Raw genomic sequence first — 13,482 nt, forward strand, 5'->3', positions numbered from 1 at the left:
GCTTACGCTTGCCCGTGATGACACGCAACCACCGGATCCCGCCCTCTCCCCTGCCGCAGCGCGAGGGGGTGGATCCGGTGCGGGTGCGGCTGCCCGTCGAGGGCCCGTGGGTCACCGTGCGCGATCACCTGGCGGAACGGCTCTCCGGAGCGGGCGCCGGTGTGGTCGACGGGATGTTCGACGCGGGACGGGTCGTCGGGGCGGACGGGCGGGCGGTGGCGGCCGACGCGGCGTATGTGCCGGGGATGTTCGTGTGGTTCCACCGGGACCTGCCGGCCGAGGTGCCCGTGCCGTTCCCGATCGAGGTCCTGCACCGCGACGAGCACATCGTCGTCGCCGACAAACCGCACTTCCTGGCCACCACCCCGCGCGGCAGCCATGTCACCGAGACCGCGCTGGCCCGGCTGCGCCGGGAACTGGACATCCCCACACTCGGCGCCGCACACCGGCTCGACCGGCTCACCGCCGGGCTGGTGCTGTTCACCGTACGGCCCGGGGAACGCGGCGCGTACCAGTCGCTGTTCCGGGACCGGCTGGTGCGCAAGGAGTACGAGGCGGTGGCACCGTACGATCCCGCGCTCGCCCTGCCCCGGACCGTGCGCAGCCGGATCGTGAAGGAACGCGGGGTGCTGGCCGCGTACGAGGTCGAGGGCGAGCCGAACGCCGTCAGTCATGTCGAACTGGCCGAGCACGACCGGCCCGGCCTCGGCCGCTACCGGCTCACTCCCGCGACCGGGCAGACCCATCAGCTGCGGGTCCATATGAACCGCCTCGGCGTACCCATCCTCGGCGACCCGCTCTACCCGGTGGTGACCGGCCCCGTGCCGGCCGGTGACTTCCGGCGTCCGCTCCAACTGCTGGCGCGGAGCCTGGAGTTCACCGATCCGGTCACGGGGGTGACGCACCGGTTCCGGAGTCCGAGGACTCTCGAGGCGTGGTCCTCCTACGACGAGTGGGCCGGTCAGTAACCGCGCCACCAGCGCAGGAAGCGCCGCCAGGCGCCCATCGGCCGGACCGGTTCGGGCGTCGGCGCGGGGGCGGCGGGCTGCGGCGGGACCGCGGCCGGCTGGGGCTGCGCCACGGCCGCGGGAGCCGGCTGCGGCGGGTGGGTGCCGACCTGCCAGGTGGATCGCTGCGAGGGGACCGCGGCGTGGCCGGGCTTCTCCATCACGTCCTGCTGCGGCTTGGGGTCGAACCGGACCGGCAGTTCCACCAGGTGGCGCGAGGCGATCGACTCGGCCCAGCCCAGCTCTTCCTCGTCACAGTCGAGTTCGACGTCCGGCAGCCGCATCAGCAGCGCGTCGACACCGGTGTCGGCGATGGCACGGCCGATGTCCTGGCCGGGGCACTCGTGCGGCCCGCCGCCGAAGGCGAGGTGGGAGCGGTTGCCCATCATGTTGGCGGACAGGTCCGGGCGCACTCGTGGATCGATGTTGCCCGGCGCGATGCCGAGGAGCAGTCCGTCGCCCTTGCCGATGCGCTGGCCGCCCAACTCCGTGTCCTGCTTGGCGAAGTAGGCGAAGACCGAGCTGATCGGCGGCTCGTCCCACAGGGACTGCTCGACCGCCTCCGGCACCGTCATCTGCCCGCCGCTGAGCTGGGCGCGGAAGCGCGGGTCGGTGAGCACCACGCGCAGCACGTTGCCGATGAGGTTCACCGTGGACTCGTAGGCGGCGAAGAGCACGAGGCGCAGGTGCTCCCTGACCTCGTCGTCGGTCAGCCGCGCCGGGTGGGTGATGAGGTGGCTGGTGAAGTCCTCCTCGGGCTGTGCGCGGCGGCGGGCGGTGAGCCGGCTCAGCGCGTCCATGACGTAGCCATGGCTGGCGATCGCGGTCTCGGTGCCCTTGAGCGCGTCGCGGGCCGCCTGCACCAGCCGGTCGCTGTACTCGTCGGGCATGCCGAGGATCTCGCACATCACGGCCATCGGCAGGTGCTCGGCGAACTCGCTGACGAGGTCGGCCGTGCCCTCCTCGCAGAAGCGGTTGACGAGCCGCTGGGTGTGCCGGTTGATGTGGCGGCGGATACCGCGGTGGTCGATGGTCGACATGGCGCCGGTGACCGCGCCGCGCAGCCTGAGGTGCTCGTCGCCCTCGGCGTGCGAGGCGATGGGCTGCCAGGCGATGTGCGGCATGAGGGGGTGGTCGGGCTTGACCATGCCCTCCTGGAGCGGGGTCCAGATGCGGCTGTCCCGGCAGAACTGCGAGGGCGTGCGCAGCATGTGCAGGTTCTCGGTGTGCCCGAGCACCACCCACATCGGTACGTCGTCGTGCAGCAGCACGGGCGCCACCGGGCCGTGCTCGTCCCGGAGTTGCTCGTACAGGGAGCCGAGGTCCTCCGCCTCGGGTCCGTAGAGCCGGTGCAGTCCGCCGGGTCCGCGGCCGTGGGCTGGGCAGCCGGGCGGCGGGGCGAGGGAGGGGTCCGTACCGGTCAGGGAGTGGGATTCAGGCGTCACAGTGGTCGCTCCGAAGTGGATCCGGTTGCCGTGTCTGTCTGCGGGGCTGTCTTGGGCTGGGGAGCCGTGTCCGGCCGGGGCCGGCGCGTCGCGGCGGGTGCGCGGTCATCGGCGTAGCGCGCCCGTCATCGCGAGGGAGTGCAGGAAGCGCATGAGGGTCATCAGCGTGTCCCGGCTGGAGGCACGTCGGCGCGCGTCGCACTCGATGATGGGGATGTCCTCGCTCAGGTCGAGCGCCGTACGCAGGTCCTCGACGGGGTAACGAGGCGCGTCCGGGAAGGAGTTGACGGCGACCACGAACGGCACCCCGCGCTCCTCCAGGCGTCCCATGACGTCGAAGCTGACCTCGAGGCGGCGGGTGTCGATCAGCACGACCGCGCCGAGCGCGCCCTCGAACAGGCCGTTCCACAGGAACCAGAAGCGTTCCTGGCCGGGGGTGCCGAAGAGGTACAGCACCAGCTGGTCGGTGATGCTGATGCGGCCGAAGTCCATCGCCACGGTGGTGGCCGTCTTGGTGTCGGAGCCGTAGTTGTCGTCGACCCCGACACCGGCCTGCGTCATGGTCTCCTCGGTGGTCAGCGGTTTGATCTCGCTGACCGAGCCGACCATGGTCGTCTTGCCGACCCCGAAGCCGCCGACGATGACGATCTTCACCGCGGCCTGGGCGGTCTGTGGGAGGTGGTCCTCTGTTCGTGGACCCGTGATGGTGTCAGAGCTTTTGAAGTCCATGCATCACCGCTTCGAGGAGGGAACGGTCGGCCAGCGCCTGACGGATGATCGGGGCGCGGACCGTCACCAGTTCGGCCGTCACCAGCTCGGTGAGCAGGACGGTCACCACGCTGAACGGCAGACTGAGGTAGGCCGACAGTTCGGCCACGGACAGGGGAGCCGTGCACAGCCGGAGCAGCGCCGCCTGCTCGGGCGTGGCGGAGGGCGGTGGGTCGGCGCGCGCCACGATTAACGTGACCAGGTCGAGCTCGACGCGCTCGACGCCGTCCGGTCCCGTGATCACGTACAGCCGCTCGGGGTTCTTCTTCTGCCCCTCGGGCGGTTCCTGTTCCTCCCGCGGGGGTGGTTGCGGAACGGGTTCTGGCTTGGGGAATCGCCGCTGGCGTTGCGGAGGAGTCATACGGTCTGGCCGTTGCGCCTGGGCGGGCTGGTGAGGTGCGCGCCGATCCGGACGACCAGGTCGCTCATGCGGGCGCTCATGAAGCCGGGCTCGGCACGCACGTCGGAGAGCACCGCGAGGTAGGCGTTGGCGCCGGCGGCCATCAGGTAGAAGTAGCCGCCGTTGATCTCGATGAGGACCATCTTCATCTCGCCGTCGCTGCCCGGGATCTCCTGGGCGACGGCGGTCGCCAGGCTCTGCAGGCCGGCGCAGGCCGCGGCGACGCGGTCGGCGGTGTCCGGGTCGCCGCCGTGGCGGGCGATGCGCAGGCCGTCGGCGGAGAGCACCACGATCATCTGGATGCCCGGTACGCCTTTGGCGAGGTCCGTGAGCATCCAGTCGAAGTTGCCTCGCTGCTGGATCACTTGAGGTTCCCCTCGTCGTCGGCCTCGACGTGGGCCGGTTCATTGGTCGGCTGGGTGACTGCGGTGGAGCCGGGGCGCTTGAGCCCGTCGAAGAACGCCTGCACCCACTGGCCCGGTGGGGGTTCGGGCGCCTTCTCGGGCTCGGGCTCGGGCTCGGGTTCGGGCTCGGGGTCCCGCTTGGCGGTCGACCAGATGGTGGGCCGGCCCTCCCGTTCCGCCTGTTCGATGGCGGCCTGTTCGGCGTACCGCTGGGTGAGCGAGGTCTTGACGCGGCTGCGGCGCTGCGGCAGTCCGTTCGCGGTCCACTCGGTGACCTCGGGGACGTCGTCCTCCAGGGCGAGCGCGGCCGTGATCTTGGGGCTGGTGGGGCGGCGCTTCTTGATCGTGCGCTTGGGACCGGGGAGGGCGCCGAGGTCGACCTGGGGGACGGCGGTGGCGCCGATGCCGTGGGCGAGTCCGACGCCGGGCTCGGAGGTGAGCATGTCGCTGGGCACGACGAGGATCGCGCGGACCCCGCCGTACGCGGAGGCGCGCAGCGACACCTGCATGTCGTAGGTCTTGCAGAGCCGGCCGACGACGGCGAGGCCGAGGCGCGGTGACTCGCCGAGGTCCTGGAAGTCGACGCCCGCCTTGGCGCGCTCCAGCATGCCCTCGGCCTTGGCGCGGCTCTCCTCGCTGAGGCTGACGCCGGCGTCCTCGATCTCGATGGCGACGCCGGTCTGCACCTCGGTGGCGGTGACGTGCACCTTGGTCTGCGGCGGGGAGTAGCGGGTGGCGTTGTCGAGGAGTTCGGCCGCGGCGTGGATGACGGGCTCGACGGCGGTGCCCTTGACGTTGACCTTGGCGATCGAGGAGAGGTCGATGCGCCCGTACTCCAGGATCCGGGACATGGCGCCGCGCAGCACGCTGTACAGCGCGACGGGCTCGGGCCACTGACGGCCGGGCCGGCCGCCGCCGAGGACGGAGATGGAGTCGGCGAGCCGCCCGATCAGCGCGGTGCCGTGGTCGATGCGCAGCAGGTCGTCGAAGACCTCGGGGTTGCGGCCGTGGTCCTCCTCCATCTCGCGGAGTTCACTGGCCTGCTGGTGGACGATCGCCTGGACGCGGCGGGCGATGTTGACGAAGGAGCGCTGGGTGGAGTCGCGCAGGACTTCTTCCTGGTCGACGATCTTGAGCACCGTCTTGATCAAGGACACCTGCGCCTCGGGGAGATCGCGCCAGGCGGGGTCCATGTCGCCGAGGTGACGAATCACCTCTCCGGGGGTACTTCCACGGCGCAGCCGGTCCAGCGCGGCCGGTGCGATCTCCTTGGCGAGGCGGGTCATCTCCTCGTCGTGGGCGGCGATCCGCCGTTCCAGATACGCGGTGTGACGGGTGTGCTCCGCGCGCATGTCTCGTAGTTCGCGGCGGCGCCGCATCGCTTCGGCCGCCATCGCGATCACCAGCAGCGTGGCGACGGCTCCGCACGAGCCGACGGCCACCCGGGCCGGTTCCGTCACCACGGCGACGGCGGCCCCGGTCGCCGCGGCCATCAGTATGGCGGGCAGCAACAGCACGCGCGCGTACGGAAGTTCACGGCGACTGGGAGGAGATTGAACACTCACCATGTGGGCCCTCTGAAAAAAATCGGCTGGGGGTCGGGGGAGCTTGCAGGGGGGTACGTCATGGACCTGTTGGGATCTTCGGTATTTTTGGGAACAAACGCACGAATACATCTCAACTCGGTGTGCTGCGGGCGAGCTTAGTCCGACCGGATCATCGCCGTGTCATATTCAGCAAGCACCTGAAATGGGCCCGCAGAGGGGAGTACTCTCGGCTCCATTTACACGCTGTGATTCCGTTCGCACACGGTGCGTCACGGCGCACAGGCATGCGAAAACACTCACCGTGACGGGTGAAGTGCCCCTGAAGGAGCGGCGCGAGGAGCTTCAGACCCCCGCGATGCGCAGCGCGGCGTCGGCCGTGGCCTCCGCGAACGCCGACACGGGCCGCTCGGGATCGGAGCGGTGCACGAGGATGACACCCTCGATCAGCCCGAAGACGAGGTCCGTGCGCAGGTCGAGCTCACTCTTGGCGAGCGCGCCGCCCGCCTCGGTGGCGGCGAGCAACTGCCGGTAGGCGTCCTTGAGTTCGGCGCGCACGGCATGGAAGCCGGCGAACCGCTCGGCGCGCACCTCGGGTAGCAGATAGAGGACGCCGAGGTTGTGCGGTCCGCCGCACAGCACCTCCACGTCGGCGCGGCACAGCTCCCACAGCCGGTCCTCGGCCGGGGTGGCGTCGTCGGCGAGGAGTTCCCGGGCGTACGCCAGCGAGGGCGTGACCGTGGACTCCAGGAGCTCGGCGAGCAGCTCCTCCTTGCCGGAGACGTAGTGATACATGGACGCCTGCCGCATCCCGGCCCGCTCGGCGACGACCCGGGTGGAGGTGGCCGCGTAGCCGAGTGTGGTGAACAACTCCGCGGCGGCCAAGAGGAGTTCCTCGCGCGGTTCGAGTCCGCTGTCCGGCCGCTGCGCGGCCCGCGGCCTGCCGACCCGTCGGCTCCGGTCTCCGCCTGCTGTCCCCATGCGTTCGATCCTCGCACACGCCCGCCCGTGACGATCTTCGTGAGGGCCCGGTAACCGAGCGGCAACAGTGCGGCAATGCCCGTGACCCGGCCCGCCCCTAATTTCTGTCAAGCGACAGAAATCAGCCCCGAGACCCACAGCCGGAGGTACCGGTATGGCGACAGCGACCACATACGGAGCCCGCGCCCACGCACGCGCCCAGGAGGGCACACGCACCGAGGCCATGCCCGTCGTACCGGCCGGCACCTGGCCGAACCCGCCCTGCGAGGCGGGCCACCTGGTGTGGGCGGAGACCGTGGCGGGCGGCAACTACACGCACCGGGTACTGGCCCGCGGCACCGAACTGCGCCTGACCGACGCACACGGCGACGCCTGCGCCCACCTGCTGCTGTTCGTCGCCGACCGGCCCTGGGAGCGGCTCAACGTGGCCGACACGGTGAAGGTCCAGTGGAACGCCTACCTCGGCGAGGGCCAGCTGCTCCTGTCCGACCAGGGCCGGGTCCTCGCCTCGGTGATCGCCGACACCTCCGGGCGGCACGACGCCCTGTGCGGCACCTCCACCCTCGTCCGCAACACCGAGCGGTACGGCGACGGCACCCCGCAGAGCCCCTCCCCCGCCGGCCGGGAGCTCTTCAAGCTGGCCGCCGCCAAGAACGGCCTGGAGCCCCGCGACCTGCCGCCGTCGCTCTCCTTCTTCCAGGGCGTGGAGGTCCGCGAGGACGGCGCCCTGGACTTCGCCGGCTCGGCCGGCCCCGGCCTCAGCGTGACGCTGCGCGCCGAGCAGGACCTGACGGTCCTGATCGCCAACGTCCCGCACCCGGCCGACCCCCGCGCCGAGTACGTCAGCACCCCGCTGGAGGTGCTCGCCTGGCGCGCCGCGGCCACCGGGCCCGACGACCCGCTGTGGGACGCCACGCCCGAGGGGCGCCGAGCCTTCCTGAACACCGCCGAGTTCCTTGCCGCCAGGGGGATCGCATGAGCACCACCGTCGTTCCCGCACGCGCCGCGTGGTCCGCCGTCGTACGCACCGGTGAGACCCTCACCGTCACCGACCTGCACGGCAACCAGGCCGTCGACTTCCTCGTCTACGACGCCCACGACACGTCGGTCCGCTACAGCGCCCCCGACACGATCCATGCGCAGGGGAACATCTTCCTCACCACGGGCAGTGTGCTGATGTCGAACGAGTACACCCCCCTCATGACGGTGGTCGCGGACGACGTGGGCCGCCACGACACGGTCGGCGGCGCCTGCTCCAAGGAGTCGAACACCCTCCGGTACGGCCATCACACCTGGTCCCAGCACGCGTGCGTGGACAACTTCCTCGCCGAGGGCGCCCGGCACGGCCTCGGCAAGCGGGACCTGGTCTCCAACATCAACTGGTACATGAACGTGCCGGTCGAGAAGGACGGCACCCTCGGCATCGTCGACGGTCTGTCCTCCCCGGGCCTGGCGCTGACCCTGCGCGCCGAGCGCGACGTCCTCGTCCTGGTCTCCAACTGCCCCCAGATCAACAACCCGTGCAACGGCTTCGAGCCGACGGCGGTGGAGATGACGATCACCGAGGCGGGCGCCGCATGACCTTCGACACCCTGCTCGTCGCCAACCGGGGCGAGATCGCGGTCCGCATCATCCGTACCGCCCGCGAACTCGGCCTGCGGACGGTCGCGGTCTACTCCGACGCGGACCGCTCCGCCCCGCACGTACGGCTCGCCGACGAGGCGGTGCGGCTCGGCCCGGCGCCCGCGAAGGAGTCGTACCTCGACGCCGACCTGGTGCTGAAGGCGGCGAAGGACACCGGTGCGGGCGCGATCCACCCCGGCTACGGCTTTCTGTCCGAAGACGCGGCCTTCGCGCGCCGCTGCGAGGACGCCGGGATCGTGTTCGTGGGCCCGACGCCGGAGCAGCTGGACCTGTTCGGCGCGAAGCACACGGCCCGGGCGGCGGCCCAGGCGGCCGGAGTGCCGCTGGCGCCGGGGACGGACCTGCTGGCCTCGCTGGACGAAGCACTCGCACGAGCCGCCGAGATCGGCTATCCGGTCATGCTCAAGGCGACCGGCGGTGGCGGCGGTATCGGTATGTCGGCATGTCACTCCGCCGCTGCCCTGTCCGAAGCCTGGGAGAGCGTGCAGCGCGTCGCCGCCGCCTCCTTCTCCTCGGCCGGCGTCTTCCTGGAGCGCCTCGTCGAGCACGCCCGCCATGTCGAGGTGCAGGTCTTCGGCGACGGCGAGGGCAGGGTCGTCTCCTTCGGCGACCGCGACTGCTCCCTCCAGCGCCGCAACCAGAAGGTGCTGGAGGAGGCCCCGGCACCGGGACTGCCGGACCATGTCAGGGACCAGCTCGCCTCGAGCGCCCGCGACTTGTGCGCCTCCGTCGGCTACCGCTCCGCCGGAACCGTCGAGTTCGTCTACGACGCCGCCCGCGAGGAGGCGTACTTCCTGGAGGTCAACACCCGCCTCCAGGTGGAGCACCCGGTCACCGAGGAGATCTACGGCGTCGACCTGGTCGCCTGGATGCTCCGCCTGGCGCGCGGCGAACAGAACGTCGTCCGCGACCCGGGCACCCCGCGCGGCCACGCCGTCGAGGCCCGGGTGTACGCCGAGGACCCCTCGCGCGAACACCGGCCCAGCGCGGGCCTGTTGACGCGGGTCGAGTTCCCGCCGGGCGTGCGCGTCGACGGCTGGGTGGAGACCGGCACCGAGGTGACCACGTCGTACGACCCGATGCTCGCGAAGGTCATCGCGTACGGCCCGGACCGGGCGCACGCGCTGCGGCGGCTGGACGAGGCACTGGCCCGCACCCGCGTCGACGGCATCGAGACGAACCTGGGCCTGGTGCGAGCGGCGCTCGCGCACCGCGACGTCACGACCGCCGCGCACTCCACGGCCACGCTCTCCGCCATCAGCGACCCGACTCCGCGCATCGAGGTCGTCTCCGGCGGCACCCTCACCACCGTGCAGGACTGGCCGGGCCGCACCGGATACTGGCAGGTCGGCGTCCCTCCGTGCGGCCCGATGGACGACCTGTCCTTCCGGCTCGGCAACCAGGCCCTGGGCAACACGGACAGCGCCGCCGGCCTCGAATGCACCCTCCAGGGCCCGACCTTGAGGTTCACCCACCCCACGACCGTGTGCGTGACGGGCGCACCGGCCCCGGTCACCGTCGACGGTACGCCGGTCGCGCAGTGGGAGCCGGTGACGGTGCCCCCGGGGGCCGTACTGGAGATCGGCGCACCCTCCGAACACGGCCTGCGGACCTACGTGCTGTTCGCCGGGGGCCTCGACGTGCCCGCCTTCCTGGGCAGCGCGAGCACCTTCACGCTGGGCCGGTTCGGCGGGCACGGCGGACGGGCGCTGCGCACGGGAGACGTCCTGCACGGCGGAACGGTCGTCCAGGGAACACCGGTCACGCAGACGGACCGCCCGGACTTCGCTGCCGTCTGGCACGTCAAGGCCGTCGAAGGCCCCCATGCCGCCCCGGAGTTCTTCACCGAGGACGACATCCACGACTTCTACGCCGCCGACTGGAACGTCCACTTCAACTCGGCACGCACGGGCGTCCGCCTGGTCGGCCCGAAGCCGCGCTGGGCCCGCACCGACGGTGGCGAGGCGGGCCTGCACCCGTCCAACATCCACGACACCCCGTACTCCGTCGGCGCCGTCGACTACACGGGCGACATGCCGGTGCTGCTGGGCCCGGACGGCCCCTCGCTCGGCGGGTTCGTGTGCCCGGCGACGGTGATCAGCACCGAGCGCTGGAAGCTGGGCCAGCTGCGCCCGCGCGACACGGTGCGGTTCCTGCCGGTGGACGCGGACGGCTCGCCCCGCGAGGACATCGTGGACGGCGGCATCCTCGCCCGGGACGGCGACGTCACGTACCGCCGCAGCGGCGACGACAACCTGCTGGTCGAGTTCGGCCCGATGCAGCTCGACCTGGCGCACCGCATCCGGGTCCACGCGCTGATGGAGGCGGTGGCCGAGCAGGTCCCGGAGGGGATCACCGACCTCACACCGGGCATCCGCTCCCTCCAGATCCGCACCGACCCGCACCGCCTCTCGCAGCCCGAACTCCTCGCCGTCGTACGGGAGATCACGGCATCGCTGCCACCGAGCGACGAACTGGTGGTGCCCTCCCGCACGGTCCACCTCCCCCTCTCCTGGGACGATCCGGCGACCCGTGAGGCGATCGCCCGCTACATGGCGGGCGTCCGCGACGACGCGCCCTGGTGCCCGTGGAACATCGAGTTCATCCGCCGGGTCAACGGCCTGGACTCGGTGAACGACGTCTATGACACGGTCTTCGACGCCGAATACCTCGTCCTGGGCCTCGGCGACGTGTACCTGGGCGCCCCGGTGGCCACGCCCCTCGACCCCCGCCACCGCCTGGTGACCACCAAGTACAACCCGGCCCGCACCTGGACGGCCGAGAACTCGGTCGGCATCGGCGGCGCGTACCTGTGCATCTACGGCATGGAGGGCCCCGGCGGCTACCAGTTCGTGGGCCGGACGACCCAGGTCTGGTCGGGCTGGCAGCAGCGCGGCGCCTTCGAGCCCGGCTCCCCCTGGCTCCTGCGCTTCTTCGACCGGATCAAGTGGTACCCGGTGGACGCCGACGAACTCCTCGACCTGCGCGCCGACATCACGTCCGGCCGCTTCGTGCCGCGCATCGAGGAGGGCACCTTCTCGCTGGCCGAGTACCAGGCCTTCCTGGCCGAGAACGCCGAGTCGATCGCCGAGTTCAGGTCCCGCCAGCAGACCGCGTTCTCGGCGGAGCGGGATGCCTGGGAGGCGGCGGGCGAGTTCACCCGCGCCGAGGCGGCGGCCGCGCCGGCCGCTCCCCCGGCCGAGGTGACCGTCCCCCCGGGCGGCCGTCTGGTGGAGGCCGAGTTCGCCGCATCCGTATGGCAGTTGAACGTCGAACCGGGGGACGCGGTGACGGCCGGACAGCCGCTGCTCGCCCTGGAGGCGATGAAGATGGAGTCCAGGGTGCACGCGCCGATGGCCGGCGTGGTCGCGGAGATCCTGGCCAGGCCCGGGGACCAGGTGGAGGCGGGGACGGCACTGCTCGTCCTGGCTCCCGCCGCACAGTGAAAGAGGAACAAGAAATGGCCACCACCCTCTCCCGTGTCCGCGCCGCCTACGCCCGCATCGACGCCGTGGACCGCCCCGAGATCTGGATCGACCTGCGCCCGCAGCAGGAGGTCGAGGCGGAGGCCCGCACGATCGACGAACGGGTCGCCTCCCTCGAACCACTCCCCCTCGCCGGTCGCCTGTTCGCCGCCAAGGGCAACATCGACGTGGCCGGCCTGCCCACCACCGCGGGCTGCCCGTCGTACGCCTACGACCCTGAGGCGGACGCACCGGTCGTCGCCCGCCTCCGCGCGGCGGGCGCGATCGTGCTGGGCACCACGAACCTGGACCAGTTCGCGACGGGCCTGGTCGGCACCCGCTCCCCGCACGGCGCCGTCCGCAACGCGTACGACCCGGCCAGGATCAGCGGCGGCTCCAGCTCCGGCTCGGCCGTGGCGGTGGCCCTGGGCATCGTCGACTTCGCCCTCGGCACCGACACCGCCGGCTCGGGCCGCGTACCGGCCGCCTTCAACGGCATCGTCGGCATCAAGCCCACCCGAGGCCTCGTCCCGACCACGGGCGTGGTCCCGGCCTGCGCCTCCCTCGACTGCGTGACGGTGTTCGCCCGCACCCTCCCGGAGGCCGAGCAGGCCCTGTCGTACATGGCGTCCCCGCCCGACCGCGACCTCCCACCGCTCCCCCAGCGCACGCCGGGCCCGTGGCGGATCGCGGTGCCCCCACGGGACCAGCTGGGCGAACTGGACGAGGGCTGGGCGCAGGCGTACGAGACCACGGTCGCCCAGCTCATCCAGGCGGGCGCCTCGGTGCAGGAGATCGACCTCGCACCCTTCACCGAGGCCGCCGCGATGCTCTACCAGGGCGCGTTCGTAGCCGAGCGCTACACAGCGGTGGGCACCTTTATCGACAAGGCGATGGCCGAAGGTGACACATCCCTCGACCCCACGGTCGCCGGCATCATCACCCGCGCCCGAGACATCCCGGCCCACCAGCTCTACGCCGACACCGACCGCCTGGCCACCCTGCGCACCTGCGCCCTCGCGGAACTCGCCGACGTGGACGCCCTCCTCCTCCCCACCGCCCCCGGCCATCCCACCCTCACCGAGGTGGCCGCCGACCCCCTGGGCGCCAACGCCCGCCTGGGCCGCTTCACCAACTCCACGAACCTCTTCGACCTGGCCGCGGTCGCCGCCCCCGCCGGCGAGGTCGACGGCCTGCCCTTCGGCGTGATGCTGATCGGCCCGGCGTTCACGGACGACCGCCTGGCCCGCATCGCCGCCCTGCTCCGACCGGAGACCCACCTCGCGGTGCTGGGCGCCCACCTCACCGGCCAGCCGCTCAACCCCCAACTCCTGTCCCTGGGCGCCCGCCTCGACCGTACGACCACGACCGCGCCCGTCTACCACCTGCACGCACTGGCCACAGAACCGCCGAAGCCGGGTCTCGTCCATGTCGGCGAAGGCGGGTCAGCAATCGAGGCAGAGGTGTGGCGCCTCCCCGCGGAGTCCCTCGGCAGACTCCTCACGTCCCTCCCCCGACCGATGACACTGGGCAGCGTGGAACTGGCGGACGGCACCCGACTCCCCGGCTTCCTGTGCGAACCGAGCGCCCTCAAGGACGCCGAGGACATCACGTCGTACGGCGGCTGGCGGGCGTATCTGAGCCGCTGAGGTCCAGTCGCCCCCACGCACCCGCACTCGCCCACGGCGGCAAGGGGACGTGTCGGGGGGTGTCCGCCCGCAGCGGTTGGCGCGTCAACACGAGCGCGTTGGTAGCTGACCGATTCCGCGCCGTTCCGAGGACGGACACCCCCCGACGCGGCCCCGACCCACAACGCAACCGCAGG

At 71.6% G+C, this 13,482-nt stretch carries 11 protein-coding genes; 5 read left to right on the forward strand and 6 right to left on the reverse strand.

Annotated features, from left to right (window positions below; genetic code table 11):
• Window positions 1-17: 17 nt before the first annotated feature.
• A complete protein-coding gene (locus QFZ76_RS11270) occupies window positions 18-968 on the forward strand; it encodes an RluA family pseudouridine synthase (RefSeq protein ID WP_307673588.1) in 951 nt (316 codons plus the stop codon).
• Here the strand turns inward: QFZ76_RS11270 and QFZ76_RS11275 are convergent.
• From QFZ76_RS11275 to QFZ76_RS11300, 6 genes are all read right to left on the reverse strand, one after another.
• A complete protein-coding gene (locus QFZ76_RS11275) occupies window positions 962-2,452 on the reverse strand; it encodes a cytochrome P450 (protein ID WP_307673589.1) in 1,491 nt (496 codons plus the stop codon). The genes QFZ76_RS11270 and QFZ76_RS11275 overlap by 7 nt on opposite strands.
• A gap of 105 nt (window positions 2,453-2,557) precedes the next feature.
• The gene (locus QFZ76_RS11280; protein ID WP_307673590.1) at window positions 2,558-3,181 is read right to left on the reverse strand and encodes an ATP/GTP-binding protein; all 624 of its coding nucleotides are present in this window, start codon (window positions 3,179-3,181) and stop codon (window positions 2,558-2,560) included.
• On the reverse strand, window positions 3,162-3,581 hold the full coding sequence (locus QFZ76_RS11285; RefSeq protein ID WP_266442634.1) for a DUF742 domain-containing protein: 420 nt from the start codon (window positions 3,579-3,581) through the stop codon (window positions 3,162-3,164). The genes QFZ76_RS11280 and QFZ76_RS11285 overlap by 20 nt, the downstream gene beginning before the upstream one ends.
• On the reverse strand, window positions 3,578-3,985 hold the full coding sequence (locus QFZ76_RS11290; protein ID WP_266442631.1) for a roadblock/LC7 domain-containing protein: 408 nt from the start codon (window positions 3,983-3,985) through the stop codon (window positions 3,578-3,580). Before QFZ76_RS11290 ends, QFZ76_RS11285 begins: the two co-directional genes overlap by 4 nt.
• A complete protein-coding gene (locus QFZ76_RS11295) occupies window positions 3,982-5,592 on the reverse strand; it encodes a sensor histidine kinase KdpD (protein WP_307673591.1) in 1,611 nt (536 codons plus the stop codon). Before QFZ76_RS11295 ends, QFZ76_RS11290 begins: the two co-directional genes overlap by 4 nt.
• A gap of 321 nt (window positions 5,593-5,913) precedes the next feature.
• Window positions 5,914-6,549, reverse strand: a complete 636-nt coding sequence (locus tag QFZ76_RS11300) for a TetR/AcrR family transcriptional regulator (protein ID WP_307673592.1) — start codon at window positions 6,547-6,549, stop codon at window positions 5,914-5,916.
• Between the two features lie 154 nt (window positions 6,550-6,703).
• On the opposite strand from QFZ76_RS11300, the gene QFZ76_RS11305 reads away from it, so the two are divergent.
• From QFZ76_RS11305 to atzF, 4 genes are read left to right on the forward strand one after another with little or no spacing between them, the layout of a single operon-like run.
• Complete coding sequence (locus tag QFZ76_RS11305) at window positions 6,704-7,528, forward strand: urea amidolyase associated protein UAAP1 (RefSeq protein ID WP_307673593.1); 825 nt, start codon at window positions 6,704-6,706, stop codon at window positions 7,526-7,528.
• On the forward strand, window positions 7,525-8,130 hold the full coding sequence (locus QFZ76_RS11310; RefSeq protein WP_307673594.1) for an urea amidolyase associated protein UAAP2: 606 nt from the start codon (window positions 7,525-7,527) through the stop codon (window positions 8,128-8,130). Before QFZ76_RS11305 ends, QFZ76_RS11310 begins: the two co-directional genes overlap by 4 nt.
• On the forward strand, window positions 8,127-11,639 hold the full coding sequence (locus tag QFZ76_RS11315; RefSeq protein WP_307673595.1) for a 5-oxoprolinase/urea amidolyase family protein: 3,513 nt from the start codon (window positions 8,127-8,129) through the stop codon (window positions 11,637-11,639). Before QFZ76_RS11310 ends, QFZ76_RS11315 begins: the two co-directional genes overlap by 4 nt.
• A 14-nt stretch (window positions 11,640-11,653) precedes the next feature.
• Entirely contained in the window at window positions 11,654-13,306 is a 1,653-nt protein-coding gene (gene atzF / locus QFZ76_RS11320; RefSeq protein WP_307673596.1) for an allophanate hydrolase, read from the forward strand.
• The last annotated feature ends 176 nt before the right edge of the window (window positions 13,307-13,482 follow it).

The organism is Streptomyces sp. V4I2 (genome assembly GCF_030817655.1).
Lineage (GTDB): Bacteria > Actinomycetota > Actinomycetes > Streptomycetales > Streptomycetaceae > Streptomyces > Streptomyces plumbiresistens.

Bases quoted from the DNA above. Each gene is read 5' to 3' on its own strand.
- QFZ76_RS11310 (WP_307673594.1), top strand. From the start codon at position 7,525: ATGAGCACCACCGTCGTTCCCGCACGCGCCGCGTGGTCCGCCGTCGTA.
- QFZ76_RS11285 (WP_266442634.1), bottom strand. From the start codon at position 3,581: ATGACTCCTCCGCAACGCCAGCGGCGATTCCCCAAGCCAGAACCCGTT.
- QFZ76_RS11305 (WP_307673593.1), top strand. From the start codon at position 6,704: ATGGCGACAGCGACCACATACGGAGCCCGCGCCCACGCACGCGCCCAG.
- atzF (WP_307673596.1), top strand. From the start codon at position 11,654: ATGGCCACCACCCTCTCCCGTGTCCGCGCCGCCTACGCCCGCATCGAC.
- QFZ76_RS11315 (WP_307673595.1), top strand. From the start codon at position 8,127: ATGACCTTCGACACCCTGCTCGTCGCCAACCGGGGCGAGATCGCGGTC.
- QFZ76_RS11295 (WP_307673591.1), bottom strand. From the start codon at position 5,592: ATGGTGAGTGTTCAATCTCCTCCCAGTCGCCGTGAACTTCCGTACGCG.
- QFZ76_RS11270 (WP_307673588.1), top strand. From the start codon at position 18: ATGACACGCAACCACCGGATCCCGCCCTCTCCCCTGCCGCAGCGCGAG.
- QFZ76_RS11280 (WP_307673590.1), bottom strand. From the start codon at position 3,181: ATGGACTTCAAAAGCTCTGACACCATCACGGGTCCACGAACAGAGGAC.
- QFZ76_RS11300 (WP_307673592.1), bottom strand. From the start codon at position 6,549: ATGGGGACAGCAGGCGGAGACCGGAGCCGACGGGTCGGCAGGCCGCGG.